Raw genomic sequence first — 19,408 nt, 5'->3', positions numbered from 1 at the left:
TGTTGTTTGGATTGTTAGAATGATACAGTTAAACCGATGGTGCCAATAGCAGGAATAGGAAACGCGTTGGTTGGTATTTCCGGATCTGCTGCCGTAAATGATTTGTTTTTAAATGTTACCAGGTTGGTTCCCTGTATATACACACGGGCGTTCTGAACTTTCGATTTTCTTAGCGCATGTTTCAGGTTATATCCCAACTGTACCGTTCTAAGTTTCAAGTAAGAACCTTTTTCATAGAAATAGGTGGAAGTGCGGCCCTCGTTGTTCCTGTTCACCAAAGTAAGCGCAGGAATTGTTGCATTGGGATTTTGAGGTGTCCATGCATCCAATGTTCTTTGTCCCCAGTTGGTGCCTACCCATAAAGAAGAAAAGTCTGTGTATGTTTTAAAATCATTGTAAACATCATTACCCTGAACACCTTGCAGGAAGAAGCTGAGATCAAAGTTTTTGTAGTTCAGCTCAACATTCAATCCATATAACAGTTTTGGATTTCCATCTGCAATAAAATCTCTGTCCTTATCGTCAATAGTACCGTCGTTGTTCAGGTCTTTATACCTGATCCTGCCTAAGCCTTTACCAACCTGTGCGGGAGAATTATCAACATCCTTTTGCGTAGTAAACAACCCATCGGCCACATACCCAAAAACTGAGTTGATAGAACGGCCCAAAATTGTTTTGTCGGTGCCGTTACCGGGATATGAAGTCAATACCTGTTGAGGGAGAGAAGTCACTTTGTTCTTGTAAGAAGAAACGTTTCCTGTAATAGTGAATGAAAAATCCGGGCTAATGGCGTCGCTATAAGAAACAATTGCTTCAATACCCTTGTTTTGCATGGAGGCGCCGTTGAACCAATAGTTGCCGCCTTCGCCAACAACCGCCAGGTAACCCGGACTGATCAAGATGTCTGAAGTATTCTTAATGAAATAATCTACTGAACCGGTGATCTTGTTTTTGAATAAGCCGAAGTCAACACCAAAGTTGGATTCTCTTGTTGTTTCCCATCTTAATGAATCGTTACCTTGCTGAATGCGTGTAAAGCCTGAAGGCAATTGTCCTGAGCCGGTACCGTTAATATCATACGCGCTTCCGTTGTCAAAATCCCATGTTGGATCTATACCGTAGATTGCAGAATACAAGGCATAGGTTGCATTGTTGGCAATTTCCTGGTTACCAGACTTACCCCAGCCATAACGTAGTTTCAGGTCGGAAACAATATCCTGGTTTTGCATAAAAGCTTCCTTACTTACACGCCAACCAAGAGAAAATGCAGGGAACATACCATAACGGTATTCTTTACCAAAACGTGAAGAACCGTCGCGACGCAGTGTTACTGAAGCCAGGTATTTATTATCATAAGTATAGTTCGCTTTACCAAAGTAAGAGAGCAACGCATAGCCGGTACCGTTACCCGTATTGTCTTTGTTGGCAGAACCTGCATCCAGGTAAGCATAGTCTATATTTTCCAATGCATAACCCTGTCTTGATCCGGAAAAATTCTGGTTCATGTACTTGATGGTCTCTTGTCCTGCAAGGAAGTCGAGACGATGTTTGTCAAGTGTTACATTGTAAGTAAGTGTATTCTGCCAGATCCAGTTACCATCATATGCCTGGCTTGTTACAACCTGGTTGGACGGATCTGATAAGAAGCCAGAAGTGTATGATTTGCGTAGCGTTCGTTGATACGTTCCGTTATAATCCGCACCTAAACTTGTTCTGAAATGAAGGTTGGGAATAATGGTAAGATCTGCATAGATATTACCCATCAGGCGATAAAAATTGCTGAAGTTTTGTTTGTTATCTTCAATCAATCTCACAGGATTCTGTCTGTCGGTCATTCCGGGTGCAGGTCCGCCCCAACCACCATCTACTGTATGCACGGGTACTACAGGTTGTTGAACGAGCGATGCAAACAGGATATCGCTTGCAGGGATCAGTGAGTTGCGGATGTAGGTAAGGTTAATATTCTCACCGATTTTCAGCCTGTTGTTGAAATAGTTAAAGTCTGAGTTTAATCTCGCAGTGAGCTTCTGGCTATTGGAAGCCTTAACAATTCCCTTGTTATCATAATAACCAACTGATAACATTGTATTGCCTCTTTCTCCGCCATTGCTTAAAGAGACGTTGTATTGTTGAATAAGAGATGTCTGCGCAATTTCATTGAACCAGTTGGTATTTGCAGGTTTCATTGTTTTGGCAGCATCAATATATTCAGGATAGCGTATCTTATTTAATACCGGATTGTTGTAATCACCGTTCCAGTCGTATTGATAGATCTGGTTGGCATTGGGGTCTGTTTTGTCATTTACAGCAGCCTGCCAGTAAGCCTTTCCTCTGCCATCTGAATCCAGCATCTTTTGTTTGGTTATGTAGAATTGTAATGATCCGGCAGCATCTACATCCACTCTTGAAAAACCTTTTTTAGCTTTTTTGGTTGTTACGATAATTACGCCATTCGCTGCGCGGGAGCCATAGATGGTTGCAGACGATGCATCTTTCAGGACCTGGATGGATTCAACGTCATCCGGATTCAATTCCTGAAGCCCTCGTTTGGTTGGAACTCCATCAATGACATATAACGGATCGTTATTGCCCAATGTACCCACACCACGAATGCGTACGGTTGAACCACCGGAAGGCGAGCCATCGGAAGTAATAAATACACCGGGAACGCGGCCCTGCAAAGCTTTGGTTGGACTACCCACCGGACTGTTCTTAATTGCATCAACATCTACTACAGAAACGGCTCCGGTAAGATCCGCCTTCTTTTGTACCTGGTAACCTGTCACCACTATTGTTTCCAGGTTGTTGGCAGTAGCTTCGAGGTTAATATCGTATCCGGAAGCTGATGTTACTTTAATTTCCTTGTCTCCAAATCCAATAAAAGACACTTTTAAGACGTCGCCTTCATTAGCATCTAATGTAAAGCTACCATCAGCCGAGGTTGTTGCCACGGAGTTTCCTTTGCCCTTTACGGTGGCGCCCTCAATTGGCTTATTGCTTGTTCCGCTAAGTACGCGCCCTGTTATTTTCTTTTGTTGTGCAAGTAGTGTTGCCGTAAACAGGAAAGCGGCAAGCATCGTTACGATTTTTTTCATTTAGCGTAGTTTTATTTACAAGATGACCTTGTCCGAGTTGTTGATAAGTGTATATATTTCGTTGATGGTGTAGTCCGGGCAGCCGCCTGCTTTTGAAGCAACGAGTGCGCCCAGTGCGCTGGCGAAGATCAATGCATCCGAAGCCTCCTTATTTTCAAGAAGGCCAGTTAAAAAGGCGGCGAGGAAGGAATCGCCGCTACCTACGGTGTCTGCAACCGCTACTTTAAATCCTGGATGTTTGTAAACTTTGCCTTGCATGTTTACTACTGCTCCGTCAGCACCAAGGGTAACAATTACGGTGGGGATGTTAAAGCGCTCCTGCAACAATGCAATTCTGCCTTCTACGCTTTTAAAATCTGCAAACCAACCGGTGATCAATTCCAGTTCGCTGATATTCATTTTTAGCATATCGGCTTCTTCAAGCAGGTCCTCAACAATATTTCTGTTGAAGTGAGGTGCACGAAGATTAATGTCCAACACCTTTGTGTTGGCCTGTTCCAGCAGGGAAAACAAAGTGGCGCGTGATTGTTTGTTTCTTGTCGCCAGGCTGCCAAAAATGAAATGGGAAGATTGCCCGATGAGTTCCGTGAGGTCACTATCTACATCAATGTAATCCCAGGCTACAGGAGCCACGATATCATATTGCATGTCGCCGTTGCTATCCGCGACAGCATGAACAATGCCTGTTGGCATGTCATAGTCCAATTGAATGAATTCTGTATTGACACCTTTTTCTTTAAGAACGCCAAGCAGTTCTTTGCCCCTGTCATCAAGCCCGATGCGTGAAACAAACGCAGGGGCCTGGGCCAGCTGCGTAAGGTGGTAAGCAACATTCATGGGAGCTCCACCGGCTTTGGCGCCGGATGGCAATAAATCCCAAAGCACTTCACCATAGCAAACAATATTGTGTGTATTCATATTAAGAAGAAATAGGAGGATATATTAGTGAATGCCGGAATTCCATTGATAACCAGTATCCCGGCGTTTGTTTATGATATCACAAGTTTTAAGCTTTGAGCTTTAGGCTTTAGGCTTTCAGCTTTAATGCATCACCAGTACATGTTCCAGCTGCTCCAATGATTTGCCCTTTGTCTCCGGCATCACCTTCCAGACAAACAGCAACTGCAGCACCATCATAATGGAGAAGAAAAGAAATGTGTGACCGCCACCCAGGCTTTCAGTAAGCATGGGGAATGCGAATGCAATAACGGCAGCCATCACCCAATGTGTAAGGCTGCCAAGGGTTTGTCCTTTGGCACGCACCTGGTTCGGGAATATTTCAGAGATAAATACCCAGATCACTGCACCCTGGGAAAAAGCAAAAAATGCGATGTACACCAGCAACAAAATGGTTACTGTAAATCCACCAAAATCGTTCAGGTAGAAGGCACGGGAAACTAGTGTAAGTGTAAGTATGAGCCCGATCGAACCAATCAGCATGAGTGTTCTTCTGCCGAATTTGTCTATGAAGTTTAATGCCAGCAATGTAAATGTGAAATTCACGGCGCCTATACCCACGCTGGATAACAGCGATGATTGTCTTCCCAATCCAGTCATTTCAAAAATGCGCGGGGCGTAATAGATAATCGCATTTATGCCGGATACCTGGTTAAACACAGCGAACGCGATTGCCATAAATACAGGAAGGCGGTTTTTCCGTGAGAAGAGCACTTCCGCTTCATCGCCTGGCGTCTGCGCAGCGTCAGCAATAATCGCATTCAGGTCGTCCCGGTATCCTTCGGGATTCACGATCTTCAGTACAGCTTCGGCCTCTTTTATCTTTCCTCTTTTTACAATTAACCAGCGCGGACTTTCCGGCACATATTTAAGTAACACCAGGAACAACAAAGAAGGAATAAACTGAACGCCGAGCATCATGCGCCAGGACGTTTCGCTTCCCTGACCGATAAGATAATTTGACAGATAGGATATGAGAATGCCCAGCACTATATTAAACTGGAAAAGGGCAACCAGGCGTCCGCGCGCTTTTGCCGGAGAAATTTCAGATATATAAACCGGTGCGGTAACAGACGAAGCACCAACGCCAACGCCGCCCATAAAACGGAAAGCAAGAAATATGTACCAATTGGTAGCAACGGCCGTTCCAACCGAAGCGACCAGGTAGGTAGCAGCAATAATCAATAAAGTGGCATGTCGTCCGAGTTTTTCAGAAGGATAACTACCTGTAAGCGATCCTATGATCGTACCGATTAAAGCGATAGATACAGTAAGGCCATGTTCAAAGGGAGTAAGGTTCCAATACTTCTGTATAGATTGTTCAGCACCAGATATAACCGCGGTATCAAACCCAAAAAGGAACCCGCCAAGCGCAACAATAATGCTCCACAAAACAACTTTTCTATTCATAACGGTAAGCAATGTTTTAGCGCAAATTAGCCGGGCACAGGCCGGATGCTATTAAAACAAGTTTCTTTTACTTTCAAAATCATTTCATCTGTTCAAATTATTCTAACTAATTGAAAATAAATAAATTGTATTCTCTTATTCTGATACGTGTCAACGAGACACTTTCGTTTTTGGAACAAAAATTTTTAAAATAGTTCCATTTTTCACCGATCTTCCTTCTTTGAAAAGTAGTTGATTTCTTAAATCAGATATTTTTATTCACGATTTGAATGAAGTTATTCGTAGCTCATTCAATTGTTCTTAACCAATTGCAGCCAATATGTTTTATCGGGACTTTGCCAGGAAATACTTCTCCTTATTTATATGTGTCTGCCTGTTGACATGCATGTCGTCTTGTGAACTAAATAAGGAAACGCGAAAATTCCGGATTGGCTTTTCGCAGTGTGGGGACGCTGACGACTGGAGAAAATCCATGCTTGGAGAAATGAAACGCGAGCTGGCATTTTATCCCGAAATGGAGCTGCTCTATAAACAGGCAGATGACAACAGCGAGAAACAGGTTCAACAGGTAAGGGCGCTACTAAAAGAAAAAATTAATCTGCTCATTATTTCTCCGAACGAAGCTCAACCGCTTACACCGGTAGTAGAAGAAGCATTCAATAGCGGAATTCCGGTGATTGTTGTGGACAGAAAGATCGCTTCATCCCTTTATTCTAATTATATAGGTGCGGACAATTATCAACTTGGTAAAATGGCCGGCGACTATGTTGCTTCATTATTACAGGGAAAGGGAAATATTATAGAAGTAACAGGTCTGCCAGCTTCTTCACCTGCCATCGATCGCGACCACGGCTTTCGCGATGCGCTGAATACATTTAAGCAGATCCATCTTATTGCGAAAGTACCCGGTGACTGGATAAAACCTAAAGCTGAAAAAGAAATATCGTCCTTAAAACAAATGTTGCCATCTGCTAACCTCATTTTTGCCCACAATGATGTAATGGCACGTGGAACTTATGAAGCCTGCAAAACAAATGGCGCAAATAATATAAAAATAATTGGTGTTGATGCCCTCCCGGGCATGGGGATGGAGCTTGTGTCTAATAAAATACTTACCGCATCTATGCTATATCCAACAGGCGGCGCAGAGGCCATACGCAATGCGGTTAAAATTTTAAACGGGCAATCACTCGGCAAAGAAACACTTTTACAGACTTTAGTGGTGGATTCCAGCAACGTACACTTAATGAAGTTGCAATCTGACAAAATGCTTAGCCAGCAACGGGACATTGAGAAGCAACAGGACATGCTGGCCGAGCAAAAAAGAATTTACAATAACCAACGGGCACTCCTTTATGTATTAACCTGCTCATTAGGGCTCGCCATTTTCTTCGCGGGACTTCTTTTTTATTCCCGCAATCTTAATAAAAAGATCAACAAACAGCTCGCAAATCAAAATGACGAAATATCCAGGCAAAGCGCACAGCTAATAGAAATGTCAGCCAGGGCCCAGGCCGCACACGAAGCCAGGCTGAATTTCTTCACCAATATTTCGCATGAGTTCCGGACGCCCTTAACGCTGATCATGGGACCTGTAGATGGAATGCTTGAAAATCCAAAGCTGCAGGCGCACACACGGCAACAACTTATGCTGATCCGCAACAATGCCATGCGTTTATTGAGACTGGTTAATCAGCTAATTGATTTCAGGAAGATCGAGTTTAATAAATGGAAAATACGGGCCTCAGAAAATGACCTTGTATTTTTTGCAAATGAAATAGTACAGGCCTTTCAGGAAATTGCGCGTAAACGCGGTATTGATTGCAGAATGCTCACAAAAGAAAGACAACTGCCCGTCTGGATAGATGTAACAATGGTTGACAAAGTATTGTATAATCTGCTTTCAAACTCATTCAAGTTCACAGCGGACAACGGATCTATTATTTTAAGCATTGAGAAAAACAGTGAAACGGATCAAGCCATCATTCATGTGCAGGATAACGGTATTGGCATGACGCCGGATGAACAGGCGCACGCATTTGACACTTTCTATCAAGGCGATCATGAAAGCCACAAGGGCTCCGGTCTTGGGCTTTCGCTGTCAAAAGAATTAATTGAACTGCATCGTGGTTCTATCAGTGTAAATAGTCAAAAAGGCAAAGGAACCACCTTTACTATCACACTTCCGCTAGGTAACAGCCATTTTTCGCCGGAGGAAATTGCAACAGCAGATGCAGGACCGTTAGCAGACAGCGAAAAAGAATTGTTTATCGCGGATCTGCTTTCTTCAATACCTGTAATAGATGAACAAGACGCGCCGGTATCTGAAAAGAGAAAGGAAACACTTTTAATTATTGAGGACAATCCTGAGCTGAGGCAATTTCTGCATACACAACTGTCGGCAAGATATCACATAATCGAAGCGGATAATGGAACAAAAGGACTACAAATGGCATTCGATAATTTACCTGATGTTGTAATTTGCGACATTACAATGCCAGGAAAAGATGGTATTACGCTAACCGGTTTGCTGAAAAATGATATCCGCACATCACATATCCCGGTAATATTACTTACAGCAAGAACAGCCATGGAGCAACAAATTGAAGGATTCAGAAGCATGGCAGACGCATATATTACCAAACCTTTTCAGTTCGCCGTGCTGAATGAGACTTTAACAAGCCTGCTTTCCAACAGGAATAAACTAAAAGAACATTTTACCACAGAAGTGCCAGCTGTAATAAGACCGGGTGCAGCGAAAAAAACCGACAGAAAGTTTGTGTCTGAATTTATTTCAGTGGTAGAGAATAACATCAGCAATGATCATTTTGTTATTGATGATATTTGTAAAGCAATGTGTATTTCGAAAGTACAATTATATCGTAAGGTAAAGACACTGATGGGCACGAACATTAATGAGTACATCCTCAACGCCAGGTTACAAAAAGCAAAATATTATTTGCAGCACGAAGACCTTTCGGTATCAGAAGTATCTTACAAAACAGGATTCTCTTCACCTGCTTATTTTGCAACCGTATTTAAAACAAAAACAGGCGTATCGCCGACTGCGTTTAAATCACAACGATAAAAAGTCAAATTTCAAAGGTAAAAAGGCAAAAGGGCTTGCAGGAATTTGTCACTGTTAAATTTTAGCGCAGACATGAGGTCTTTTATTCCACCCGAGACTACAGTAGGAAACATCGTGTTTTGCGTTTTCATTATCAATTTTCAATTTTCAACTATCCATTAACTAAAGATGCTTTCGTAATATTGTGCGCCATGAAAAAAATCAACTTAGCCATTTCATTATTATTATCCGGTTCTTTTTATTTACAGGCACAATTACCTGCAGCGTATGTCAACCCGTTTGTTGGCGCCAGCACCAGTGTTGGAGCCGCCGGCATCTATCACGGTTTAGGCAAAACATTTCCCGGGGCAGCAACTCCCTTTGGAATGGTGCAGGTAAGCCCAAATACAATAACCGGTGGTGACAACGGATCCGGCTACAGCTACGAACACACCAGCATTGAGGGCTTTGCATTCACACAAATGAGCGGAATAGGTTGGTATGGAGATTTGGGAAATTTTCTGGCGATGCCAACCACGGGGCCATTAAAAACCTTTTCCGGTACAATACAAAAGCCCGAAAACGGTTACAGGTCATCATTTGATAAAAAGACAGAAAAGGCAGCAGCAGGTTATTACGAAGTGATATTATCAAAATATAATGTCAAAGCAGAAATGACCGCAGCCCCACACAGTGGCATGTTACGATTTACTTTCCCGGAAAACAAACAATCTCGTATCCAGATAGATCTTGCAAGAAGGGTAGGAGGCACTTCTGTGCTGCAATATGTAAAGGTTGTAAACAGCAATACCATTGAAGGATGGATGAAGTGTACTCCGGATGGTGGCGGCTGGGGCAACGGGGATGGTCATCCTGACTATACTGTTTATTTCTATGCACAATTCGACAAGCCGATTACCAACTACGGTGTTTGGAGCGCCGATATCCCCGACGACTGGAAACGGAAACGTGAAGATGTTGAAAGTGAAAAATACCATGAACGTGTTGCTTCCGCACAGGTGTTGCCAAATACAAAAGAAATGGAAGGCAAACACCTGGGCTTTTATACAGAATTTGCTACAAAAGCAAATGAGCAGGTGCAAATGAAAGCGGGAATTTCTTTTGTGAGTGTTGAGGGAGCAAAACAAAACCTCGAAGCGGAAATTGCTGACTGGAATTTTGATAAAGTGCATAAGGCTGCTCAAAATGCATGGAACAATGCTTTGCAAAAAATAAAAATAGAAGGCGGCTCGGCAGAGGAGAAAGCTGTATTTTATACTGCACTATACCACACCATGATTGATCCCCGCAATTTTTCTGATGTCAACGGGCAATATACGGGCGGTGATGGAAAGATTCATGAAAGTAGCAGCTTTTCAAAACGCACTATATTCAGCGGGTGGGATGTATTCAGAAGCCAGATGCCGCTGCAGACGATCATCAATCCATCTTTGGTAAATGACATGATTAATTCGCTCGTTACACTTGCGGATGAATCAGGCAAAAACTATTTGGAAAGATGGGAGTTTCTCAACGCGTATTCCGGTTGTATGATCGGTAATCCGGCAGTTTCTGTATTGGCCGACGCTTATTCAAAAGGCATTCGCAATTATGATATGAGCAAAGCATATCAGTATGCCTTAAATACCGTAGCTAAATTTGACAACAACGATAGAGGATATTCGCCCGGCGGCATATCAACAACGCTTGAATATTCCTATTTCGACTGGTGCATGGCGCAGCTAGCTAAGGCGACAAACAAGCAGTCCGATGCGGAAAAATATCTGGCAAAGTCATCTGACTACAAGAATATTTTCGACAAAGACAAAGGTTGGTTCAGGCCAAAGAAAGAAGATGGAAGCTGGGAGGCATGGCCTGAAAAAGGAAGGTTAAAACAGGATTACGGAACAGTAGAAAGCAATCCTTATCAGCAGGGTTGGTTTGTACCGCAGGATATTGATGGTATGGTGGAGCTGATGGGCGGAAAAGAAAAAGTAAAAAATGATCTCGTTTACTTTTTCGAACAAACGCCGAAGAACATGATGTGGAACGATTATTACAATCATGCCAATGAGCCTGTTCATCATGTGCCTTTTATCTTCAACAGAATCGGTTACCCATGGTTAACACAGCAGTGGACAAGAACGATTTGTTCTTCAGCTTATCACAATTCTGTAGAAGGATTGGTCGGTAACGAAGATGTGGGGCAGATGTCGGCATGGTATGTTTTGGCCGCAAGCGGATTACATCCGGTGTGCCCGGGAGATAAACGTTATGAAATCACGAGCCCGGTATTTAGCCGTGTTACATTTCAATTGGAAAGTAAATATTATGCAGGTAGACAATTTACTATCACAGCTCATAACAATTCTCCCGAAAACAAATACATACAAAACGCTAAGCTTAATGGAAAGCCTTATAACAAATGCTATATAATGCATGAGGATATCGCGAAAGGAGGAACGCTGGAGTTAGAGATGGGCAGTAAGCCGAATGAGCATTGGGGGAAAGACTAATTGAAAATTGAAAATTCCTGCCCGACTGACGTCATTCAGGCGGGGAAAATTGATAATGGTGGAAAGCGCCGAAAGAGTCACTTTTTGCCCGGGACGCGAGACGAATAAATCTGTGCTTCAGTGTTTCAGTGGCCATCATTTTCAATTGTCAATTTTCAACTCTCCATTAAAAAACTGAGCTTTTCACGAAACTAAATTTGAGCTTTTCACGAAAACAACCAGGCTCATTGCTGAGTGATCTTTGTATCACAAAAGCAATAAAAAATGAAAAAAGTTTGGTTTATCACAGGAAGTTCAAGAGGTCTTGGACGCAGCCTTACGGAAGCCGTTTTACATAGCGGCGATAGTGTTGTAGCTACTGCACGAAACACAGAAGCACTGAAGGATCTTAAAGAAAAGTATCCCGGTCAATTGCAAACATTACAACTGGATGTGACTGATGAACAAGCGGTTACATCTGTGGTGAATGAAGCTGTTAGCCTGTTCGGTAGAATAGATGTTGTTGTAAATAACGCGGGCTTTGGAATCACTGGCGCAGCAGAAGCATTTACAAGGGAACAGATGCACAGCCAGATAGATACAAACTTCTGGGGTGCAGTGTATGTTACCCGCGCAGTTCTTCCTCATCTTCGCAAACAGCAGTCCGGGCGTATTTTACAGGTCAGCTCTATCGGTGGGCGCGTTGGCACACCTGGAGTATCCATCTACCAGGCGGCAAAATTTGCCCTTGTCGGTTTTTCTGAAGCTGTATCTAAAGAAGTTGCACCACTGGGTATAAAGATCACGATTATTGAACCCGGAGGCTTCCGCACCGATTGGGCTGGTTCTTCAATGACGTATGCAACAAATATCCCGGACTATGATCAAACCGTCGGCGTAATGGCAAAAGTGTTAAGAAGTGATTTTGTTCCCTCCGGCGATCCTGTTAAAGCGGCAAAGGTGATGATAGATGTTGCAAATCATGCTCAACCTCCGTTACATTTGTTGTTGGGAAGTGATGCTGCCGGACTTCTTAAACGGGCAAATGCAGATCGCGAAGAAGAATTTAATAAATGGCTGGATGTAACACTTTCAACAGACCATGACGACGCCGTTAATTTCTTTGAAACAGATGCAGCACAAATTCTTACCATGGCGAACGCTAACAATTGAAGAATTTAATACAAATGGACGCATTAACTGAATACAAACAGGTTTCCGGGATACTTTATTCATGCTACACGGCGTTTAGCCGCGAGGGTGAGCAATTTATTCCGGAACATGTTTTCGGACATCTTATATCCGGAAGCATGATCATTCAGCTTCAGAACCGGACTTTCACATTTAAAGAAGGCGATTTTGCTTTTTTCAGAAGAAATCATCTTGCCAAGTTTACCAAGGTACCGCCATCAAACGGCGGCACTTTTAAGTTGTTATCCGTCATATTCGATCAGGATACACTGCGAAAATTCAGCATGGATTACAATTACACAACTGACAGACACGAACCCACTGAAGATGCAATTATGCATATAGCTCCCGACGCGCTTTTGCAAAGTTATGTTACATCCATACTGCCGTATCTGGATGAGCCTTTACCGGCTGAATTAGTTTCACTGAAAGTGAATGAGGCACTTTTTCTATTATTGAAAAAATTCCCCGCCCTAAAGAATACATTGTTTGATTTCAATGATCCCGGCAAAATAGATCTCCAGGAATTCATGAATAAGAATTTTAAGTTTAACGTTGAGCTAAAAAGACTGGCTTATCTTACAGGAAGGAGTCTTGCCACATTCAAACGCGACTTTGAAAAAATATTCAGTACATCGCCAAGTCGATGGCTATTACAAAAAAGATTGCAGGAAGCTTATTATCTAATCAAAGAGCAGGGAAAGAAACCTTCTGATGTCTATCTCGAAGTGGGCTTCGAAAGCATTGCACATTTTTCTTACTCGTTTAAAAAGATGTTTGGGGTGAACCCTTCGGGGGTAAGACAGTAGGATTGTAAGACAGTAAGATTGTAAGATCGTAAGACCGTAAGATCGTAAGACATGTAAGACGGGTAAGATGGAAAGAAGAGAAGAGTGGACGAGAAATAAGATAACTAATAAGAAAAGAAAAAGATGAAAGTTATAGTTACAGGAACGACGGGGATGGTGGGAGAGGGCGTGATGCATGAATGTTTGCTGCATCCTGCTGTTGATGAGGTATTGTCGATAAGCAGAAAGCCTTTGGGAATAAGTCATCCGAAGCTTAGAGAAATTATTCATGGGAACTTTTATGATCTTTCTGCTATTGAAGATCAACTGAAAGGCTATGATGCATGTTTGTTCTGCCTGGGTATTTCTTCCGTCGGCATATCTGCGGATGAGTATTATAAGATGACATATACGCTTACCATGCATGTAGCGGAAACATTGAGCAGGCAAAGTCCGCAAATGGTTTTTGAATATATTTCCGGAGCTGGCACCGATAGTTCTGAAAGGGGTAGGAGCAGATGGGCAAGAGTAAAAGGGAAAACTGAAAATGATCTCATGAAGCTTCCCTTTAAAAAAGTCTATGCCGTAAGACCGGGTTTTATTAAACCGACTCCCGGACTGAAAAATGCGAAATCATTTTACAAATACATCAATTGGATGTTTCCCATTGGCCGGGCCTTATATCCTAAAGGATTTTGTACACTACAGGAGCTTGGTCTTGCCATGATCCATGTTGCTCTTGAACCATATCCGAAGCAAGTTATAGATGGGAAGGATATTATTGAGTTGGGGACGGGTAAGGGGTGAGGGGTGAGGTATCAGGTGGGCGAAAATGTGTCCTACATCCCGACTGTGGGAAATGTTCCCTGTCGTGCCAATGACAGATTTCACGACAGAGACAGTTTTTCCCTTAGGGAATTCAGCTTAAGTGTATTGCCTTTTCCTTTTGCTTGAGGCAAACCAATTTTCATAGTTCACATGACGATCCGTGTTTACCAGAAAATGACGACAGGAGAGAGCGCCCGGTTCCTGATGTGATCGTACTATTTTTCTGAATGTTAGATATTGGTATCCCTTAATTCAAAAAATCAGCAATCCGGAAATCAGCCATCAGCCATCTCTCTTTCCTTTCCTAATCCATGCAAGTCGTAATAACGCTTCACAAGTTGCGAAATAAATCGCTTCAGATAACTCTCGCTTAGAAAAGAATTGGACCAGTTCTCATAACGGTTGCTCTGAACACCCAAATAGAAAATATACAACGCCACTCCGAGCATTGGTAAGATTCTTTTTTCCTCCGGACTTAGTGGCACAATGAATTCATACCCTTTAAAGAATGCGGCTAATTTTTTGTCACGTGTTTCTTCATCCCGCTCCACATGATAAAGTTGCAATACATAGTAAGCAACATCAAGGCACAGAAAGCCGTTACCGCAAAAGTCAAAATCAAAAAGTGTTATTTTGCCGCTCTCTGTAATATTCAGGTTGTCGAACCATATATCCAGGTGCACAACGCCTTTGCGAAGCTTACTGGCGTCTGCATCGGACAACTGTTTCGACAACCATTTTGCTGTTCTCTCCAAAAACTGCATTTCTTCACTATCCGCTGAAATGAACTTACGTATATGTTTAAATGGATCCACAAGAAAAACATCCCAGGTATAATCCGTCCGTTCAATTTCGAGGTTTTCGGTTACAAGATGCATGTTAGCCATAATTGCTCCCACAGCGCTGTGCAGCTCTTCAGGATAATTGTGAAGTTTATCACCTTCCGCAATGGAAAATAATACACCCAATCTTTCACCTTCCGGGGCATTCAAAACCTGGATGTGATTTCCGTTCCTGTCCGGAATAGCATAAGAAACAGGTATGGCTTTCTCTTTTAAGTATCGGACCAGTTTTATCTCTTCCTCAATTTCAGGCCTGGTTCTCCAGTTGAGGCTGTATACGCGAAAAACGAAACGCTCATCACCACATCCCAGCAAATATGTGTGATTAACGCCAGCTCTTAGAAGCGAGCAATGGACATTTCCTTCTATATTGTATTGATCTTTTAAATAACTGCCAAGGTGAGCCGCTGAAAGATTAGAGCTCGAGACCGGGAAATGACTCATAATGCATCTGATTGGTAACGGCCTGAATATACACATGTTCCGCCAATTCAGCCTTTGAACTTTTGGATGCACTCTTACACTATATTTGCGCCATTGAGAATGCCGGTGCCGCCGGCTAAAAATTAAGTATTCATGAAATATTCCCAGATAATAGGTGTTGTTGTTGCATTGGCCATTATAGCGAACTGTTTTATGCCCTGGAGCTATGTTGCCAGCCAGCAAATAACAATTACGGGGCTAAAGGCTACGGGCACATCCTTCGGAAAGCCGGGTCTTGTAAATATTGTCATGAGTATTGTTGCAATCATATTCTTCCTGGTACCACGCATCTGGTCGAAACGCACGAACATGTTTATCGCTATTTTCAATTTTGCCTGGTCAATACGCAACTACATCCTCGTGACCTCGTGTTATCTTGGCGATTGTCCCGAAAAAAGAGCCGGTATCTATCTTTTACTGATATTGTCATTTGTGATGTTTCTAATGACTTTGTTCCCGAAGATTGAACTGAAAGGGAGAGACTAGAATTAATGGAGAATTGACAATGAATGTACGAATTTGCAAATGTGTAAATATGCAAATGTGAGTAAGAATGCCGGGCAGGAAATTGTAAGATGAATACTTTGCCTGTTTGAATTACAAACGTAAGATGAGCTATAAGAAATCAGAGATCTTCAAATATTAATGGAGAATTGATAGTGGAGAATTGATAATGAATGTGCGAATTTGCAAATGTGTAAATATGCAAATGTGAGGAAAGATGCCTGGCAGGAAATTCTAAGATGAATACTTTGCTTGTTTGAATTACAAAGCAAGCTTGAGCCAAAAGAAATCAGAGATCTTTACATCAGACATCAGAGATAAGAATGTGGGAATTTGCAAATGTGTAAATATGCAAATGTGAGGAAGGATACCGGGCAGGAAATTGTAAGATGAATACTTTGCTTGTTTGAATTACAAACGTAAGATGAGCTATAAGAAATCAGAGATCTTTAAATCAGACATCAGAGATAAGAATGTGCGAATTTGCAAATGTGTAAATATGCAAATGTGAGGAAGAATGCCGGGCAGGAAATTGTAAGATGAATACTTTGCTTGTTTGAATTGCAAAGCAAGCTTGAGCCAAAAGAAATCAGAGATCTTTACATCAGACATCAGAGATAAGAATGTGCGAATTTGCAAATGTGTAAATATGCAAATGTGAGGAAGGACGCCGGGCAGGAAATTGTAAGATGAATACTTTGCTTGTTTGAATTACAAACGTAAGATGAGCTATAAGAAATCAGAGATCTTTAAATCAGACATCAGAGATAAGAATGTGCGAATTTGCAAATGTGTAAATATGCAAATGTGAGGAAGGGTGCCGGGCAGGAAATTGTAAGATGAATACTTTGCTTGTTTGAATTGCAAACGTAAGATGAGCTATAAGAAATCAGAGATCTTTAAATCAGACATCAGAGATTTATCTGTTGTCTTTTAACTCTAAATAAATAAGGGATGAAACGAAGAACCTTTATTCAACAGGCCGCACTGGCCTCTGCAGCAATGGCATTCAGCAAACATGGAATGGCGGGAGAGAATGGTAGTTTCCCAACTGTACGTATAGCTGCGGGCGAACGCAAATTTAAAAGCGTTGCCGTAGAAAAAATCATAGCTGATGTACAGAAAAATATCGGCAACAAGGAAATAGCCTGGATGTTTGAGAACTGTTTCCCGAATACCCTTGATACGACCGTTGATTTTGAAATGAACAACGGCGTTCCCGATACTTACGTAATTACCGGAGATATTGATGCGATGTGGTTGCGTGACAGTACCGCGCAGGTTTGGCCCTATCTGCCCTTATGTAAAGACGATAAGGAATTACAGCAGTTAATAAGAGGTGTGATTAACAGGCAGGTAAAAAACATTCACCTCGATCCTTACGCTAACGCATTTTATAAAGATGCAAGCAAGGTGAGTGAATGGAAACATACCGACCACACTGATATGAAGCCCGGCATTCACGAACGTAAATGGGAAATTGACAGTCTTTGTTACCCTGTGCGTTTAAGCTATGGCTATTATAAAGTGACCGGCGACACTTCTGTTTTTAATGATCAGTGGAAAGAAGCCATGAAACTGATCGTAAAAACATTTAAAGAACAACAACGTTTTCACGGACAAGGCCCTTACAGCTTTCAGCGTGAAACATCATGGGCCACAGACGGCGTTCCTTTGAGCGGATATGGCTACCCGGTAAAACCTAACGGACTGATCTGTTCCATGTTCAGGCCGAGTGATGACGCTACCATCTTCCCTTATCTGGTGCCGAGCAACTGGTTTGCTGTGATCAGCCTTGAACAAATGGCAAGGATCTTTACCAAAATAGCTCCCGGCGATCCATTCATCCAGGAAGCACGACAACTGAGCAACCAGGTCCAGGACGCATTGAAAAAATATGCGGTTGCCAAACATCCGCAGTTCGGCGATGTTATTCCGTTTGAAATAAATGGCTTCGGTAGTTACAACCTGATGGACGATGCTAACGTGCCATCCTTGCTGTCGCTCCCTTATCTGTTGAACCTGGAATTTATGGAAGATGATTTCAATTATCTCAGCACCAACAAAACACTGATCGCCAATACAAGAAAATTTGTGTTGTCACCTGAAAACCCGTTCTTCTTCAAAGGAAAAGCAGGAGAGGGCATCGGTGGACCGCACACAGGCATCAACACCATTTGGCCGCTAAGTATCATTATACGTGGTATGACCAGCAATGACGATAAAGAAATCAAGTTCTGCCTAGACATGTTACAAAAATCACATGGTGGAACCGGCTTTATGCACGAAAGCTTTGATAAAGACGACGCAACCAAATTCACGCGCAAATGGTTTGCATGGGCAAACACCATTTTCGGTGAGTTTATCTGGAAAGTGTACAGGGAAAGGCCGCACTTGTTGAAATAATATAATTCAAAAGTAAAAAGTCAAAATTCAAAAAATTCAAATCGGAGAGCTTCACTATACTTTAGCAGCATTCAACTGTAAAAGAAAGTACGCAAGACCGAACCGGAAGTTTTGAATTTTCCCGCCCGACGGTCAGGCGGGGACTTTTTACTTTTGACTTTTAATTACATTTATAGGCTAAAATTCTAACCAACATGAATAGTAAACTGATTTGGCTTGCCCTGTTTGTGATTTTGCTTGTCTCGGCCTCATTTGCTCCACAGAAAAAAAAGAAGGTTGTTTTCTTTGGTGACTCCATCACCCAGGCTGGCGTTTCTCCGAATGGTTATATTACCGTTTTAGATAAGACATTGAAACAGCAAGGTATTAATGATTACGAACTGATCGGCGCCGGAATTGGCGGCAATAAAGTATATGACCTTTATTTAAGAATGGAAGATGATGTGCTGAGCAAATCCCCGGACATCGTTATCATCTATGTAGGTGTGAATGATGTATGGCACAAAAGATCTTTCGGAACAGGAACTGATCCCGACAAATTCGAAAAATTCTACCGCGCCATCATCAAAAAATTGCAGGCTGCTAACGCCAAGGTAATTGTTTGTACACCCGCTACCATTGGCGAGAAAAATGATTACAGCAACGAACAGGACGGTGACCTGAACAAATACAGTAACATTATTCGTAATATGGCAAAAGATCTGAATCTGCCACTTGTTGACCTGAGAAAATTGTTCACCGATTACGAAAAATCAAACAATAGCCAAAATACCGACAAGGGCGTTTTAACTGTTGATGGCGTTCATCTCAACGATCTTGGCAACGAAATGGTGTCTAAAGCCATGTGGGAACAGATTAAAAACATTAGATAAGCTTAAAGCCTAAAGCTCAAAGCCTAAAACCCGGCGAAGCTGTTCCAAAAGCTCGCTGAGTTTTGGGCTTTTTGTTTCTCGCGGCGCTCGCTAAGGAGCAGCGGCGCAGCGGCTTCCCCGCACAAATTGTTTCACGCAGAGCTCGCAAAGGAGCAGAGACGCAACGACTTTCCCCGCACAAATTGTTTCACGCAGAGCTCGCAAAGAAGCAGAGACGCAACGATCTTACCGCACAAATTGTTTCACGCAAAGCTCGCAAAGAGGCAGCGACGCTAAGACCTAATAATATTTTCCCTACTTACGCATACCCTAACAGTGAACATGTTAGCCTAAATATTTGCGCCCTTTTCAGCGCTTTAGCGCCTTCTTAAAAATCTTTGTGCCCCTTGGCGTTCTTGGTGCCGTGGTAAAAAACTTTGTGCCCCTTTGCGCCTTCCTGTCTTCGTGGCAACAAATCGCCGTGTTTCCCC

The 19,408-nt window shown here is 42.4% G+C and carries 12 protein-coding genes; 8 read left to right on the top strand and 4 right to left on the bottom strand.

Annotation, left to right across the window (positions count from 1 at the left end; genetic code table 11):
- Nucleotides 1–14: 14 nt before the first annotated feature.
- The 3 genes from QTN47_RS10820 to QTN47_RS10810 all read right to left on the bottom strand — a co-directional run bounded on the left by QTN47_RS10820 (nt 15) and on the right by QTN47_RS10810 (nt 5,474).
- Nucleotides 15–3,095: a SusC/RagA family TonB-linked outer membrane protein gene (locus QTN47_RS10820; protein ID WP_369329383.1), complete on the bottom strand. Its 3,081-nt coding sequence runs from the start codon at nt 3,093–3,095 to the stop codon at nt 15–17.
- A 15-nt stretch (nt 3,096–3,110) separates the two neighbouring features.
- Complete coding sequence (locus QTN47_RS10815) at nt 3,111–4,013, bottom strand: carbohydrate kinase family protein (RefSeq protein ID WP_369329382.1); 903 nt, start codon at nt 4,011–4,013, stop codon at nt 3,111–3,113.
- Nucleotides 4,014–4,136: 123 nt separating this feature from the next.
- Nucleotides 4,137–5,474 (bottom strand): sugar porter family MFS transporter, encoded by a 1,338-nt coding sequence (locus tag QTN47_RS10810; RefSeq protein ID WP_369329381.1) that lies wholly within the window; start codon nt 5,472–5,474, stop codon nt 4,137–4,139.
- Between the two features lie 307 nt (nt 5,475–5,781).
- Between QTN47_RS10810 and QTN47_RS10805 the strand changes: the two genes are divergently transcribed.
- The 5 genes from QTN47_RS10805 (at nt 5,782) to QTN47_RS10785 (ending at nt 13,810) form a co-directional block, all read left to right on the top strand.
- Nucleotides 5,782–8,550, top strand: a complete 2,769-nt coding sequence (locus QTN47_RS10805; protein ID WP_439100181.1) for a substrate-binding domain-containing protein — start codon at nt 5,782–5,784, stop codon at nt 8,548–8,550.
- 191 nt (nt 8,551–8,741) lie between these two features.
- Entirely contained in the window at nt 8,742–11,045 is a 2,304-nt protein-coding gene (locus QTN47_RS10800) for a GH92 family glycosyl hydrolase (RefSeq protein WP_369329379.1), read from the top strand.
- A gap of 264 nt (nt 11,046–11,309) precedes the next feature.
- Nucleotides 11,310–12,197: an SDR family oxidoreductase gene (locus tag QTN47_RS10795; RefSeq protein WP_369329378.1), complete on the top strand. Its 888-nt coding sequence runs from the start codon at nt 11,310–11,312 to the stop codon at nt 12,195–12,197.
- A gap of 14 nt (nt 12,198–12,211) precedes the next feature.
- The gene (locus QTN47_RS10790) at nt 12,212–13,024 is read left to right on the top strand and encodes a helix-turn-helix domain-containing protein (protein WP_369329377.1); all 813 of its coding nucleotides are present in this window, start codon (nt 12,212–12,214) and stop codon (nt 13,022–13,024) included.
- A gap of 123 nt (nt 13,025–13,147) precedes the next feature.
- Entirely contained in the window at nt 13,148–13,810 is a 663-nt protein-coding gene (locus QTN47_RS10785) for an NAD-dependent epimerase/dehydratase family protein (RefSeq protein WP_369329376.1), read from the top strand.
- A gap of 296 nt (nt 13,811–14,106) precedes the next feature.
- On the opposite strand, the gene QTN47_RS10780 is transcribed toward QTN47_RS10785, so the two are convergent.
- The gene (locus QTN47_RS10780) at nt 14,107–15,117 is read right to left on the bottom strand and encodes a phosphotransferase enzyme family protein (protein ID WP_369329375.1); all 1,011 of its coding nucleotides are present in this window, start codon (nt 15,115–15,117) and stop codon (nt 14,107–14,109) included.
- Between the two features lie 132 nt (nt 15,118–15,249).
- Here QTN47_RS10780 and QTN47_RS10775 point away from each other — a divergent pair, with 132 nt between their 5' ends.
- The 3 genes from QTN47_RS10775 to QTN47_RS10765 all read left to right on the top strand — a co-directional run bounded on the left by QTN47_RS10775 (nt 15,250) and on the right by QTN47_RS10765 (nt 18,938).
- Entirely contained in the window at nt 15,250–15,642 is a 393-nt protein-coding gene (locus tag QTN47_RS10775; RefSeq protein ID WP_369329374.1) for a hypothetical protein, read from the top strand.
- A gap of 972 nt (nt 15,643–16,614) precedes the next feature.
- A complete protein-coding gene (locus QTN47_RS10770; RefSeq protein WP_369329373.1) occupies nt 16,615–18,066 on the top strand; it encodes a glycoside hydrolase family 125 protein in 1,452 nt (483 codons plus the stop codon).
- Nucleotides 18,067–18,260: 194 nt separating this feature from the next.
- The gene (locus QTN47_RS10765) at nt 18,261–18,938 is read left to right on the top strand and encodes an SGNH/GDSL hydrolase family protein (protein ID WP_369329372.1); all 678 of its coding nucleotides are present in this window, start codon (nt 18,261–18,263) and stop codon (nt 18,936–18,938) included.
- Nucleotides 18,939–19,408: the final 470 nt, after the last annotated feature.

The organism is Danxiaibacter flavus, assembly GCF_041060425.1.
Classification (GTDB): domain Bacteria; phylum Bacteroidota; class Bacteroidia; order Chitinophagales; family Chitinophagaceae; genus Danxiaibacter; species Danxiaibacter flavus.
Note: the sequence above shows the minus strand (reverse complement) of the source record. Positions and strands in the feature narration are given on the sequence as shown.

What these genes read in the sequence shown, in the direction of transcription:
- QTN47_RS10775 (WP_369329374.1), top strand. Translation starts at nt 15,250, where the DNA reads ATGAAATATTCCCAGATAATAGGTGTTGTTGTTGCATTGGCCATTATA.
- QTN47_RS10780 (WP_369329375.1), bottom strand. Translation starts at nt 15,117, where the DNA reads ATGAGTCATTTCCCGGTCTCGAGCTCTAATCTTTCAGCGGCTCACCTT.
- QTN47_RS10790 (WP_369329377.1), top strand. Translation starts at nt 12,212, where the DNA reads ATGGACGCATTAACTGAATACAAACAGGTTTCCGGGATACTTTATTCA.
- QTN47_RS10815 (WP_369329382.1), bottom strand. Translation starts at nt 4,013, where the DNA reads ATGAATACACACAATATTGTTTGCTATGGTGAAGTGCTTTGGGATTTA.
- QTN47_RS10785 (WP_369329376.1), top strand. Translation starts at nt 13,148, where the DNA reads ATGAAAGTTATAGTTACAGGAACGACGGGGATGGTGGGAGAGGGCGTG.
- QTN47_RS10765 (WP_369329372.1), top strand. Translation starts at nt 18,261, where the DNA reads ATGAATAGTAAACTGATTTGGCTTGCCCTGTTTGTGATTTTGCTTGTC.
- QTN47_RS10800 (WP_369329379.1), top strand. Translation starts at nt 8,742, where the DNA reads ATGAAAAAAATCAACTTAGCCATTTCATTATTATTATCCGGTTCTTTT.
- QTN47_RS10770 (WP_369329373.1), top strand. Translation starts at nt 16,615, where the DNA reads ATGAAACGAAGAACCTTTATTCAACAGGCCGCACTGGCCTCTGCAGCA.
- QTN47_RS10795 (WP_369329378.1), top strand. Translation starts at nt 11,310, where the DNA reads ATGAAAAAAGTTTGGTTTATCACAGGAAGTTCAAGAGGTCTTGGACGC.
- QTN47_RS10820 (WP_369329383.1), bottom strand. Translation starts at nt 3,095, where the DNA reads ATGAAAAAAATCGTAACGATGCTTGCCGCTTTCCTGTTTACGGCAACA.
- QTN47_RS10805 (WP_439100181.1), top strand. Translation starts at nt 5,782, where the DNA reads ATGTTTTATCGGGACTTTGCCAGGAAATACTTCTCCTTATTTATATGT.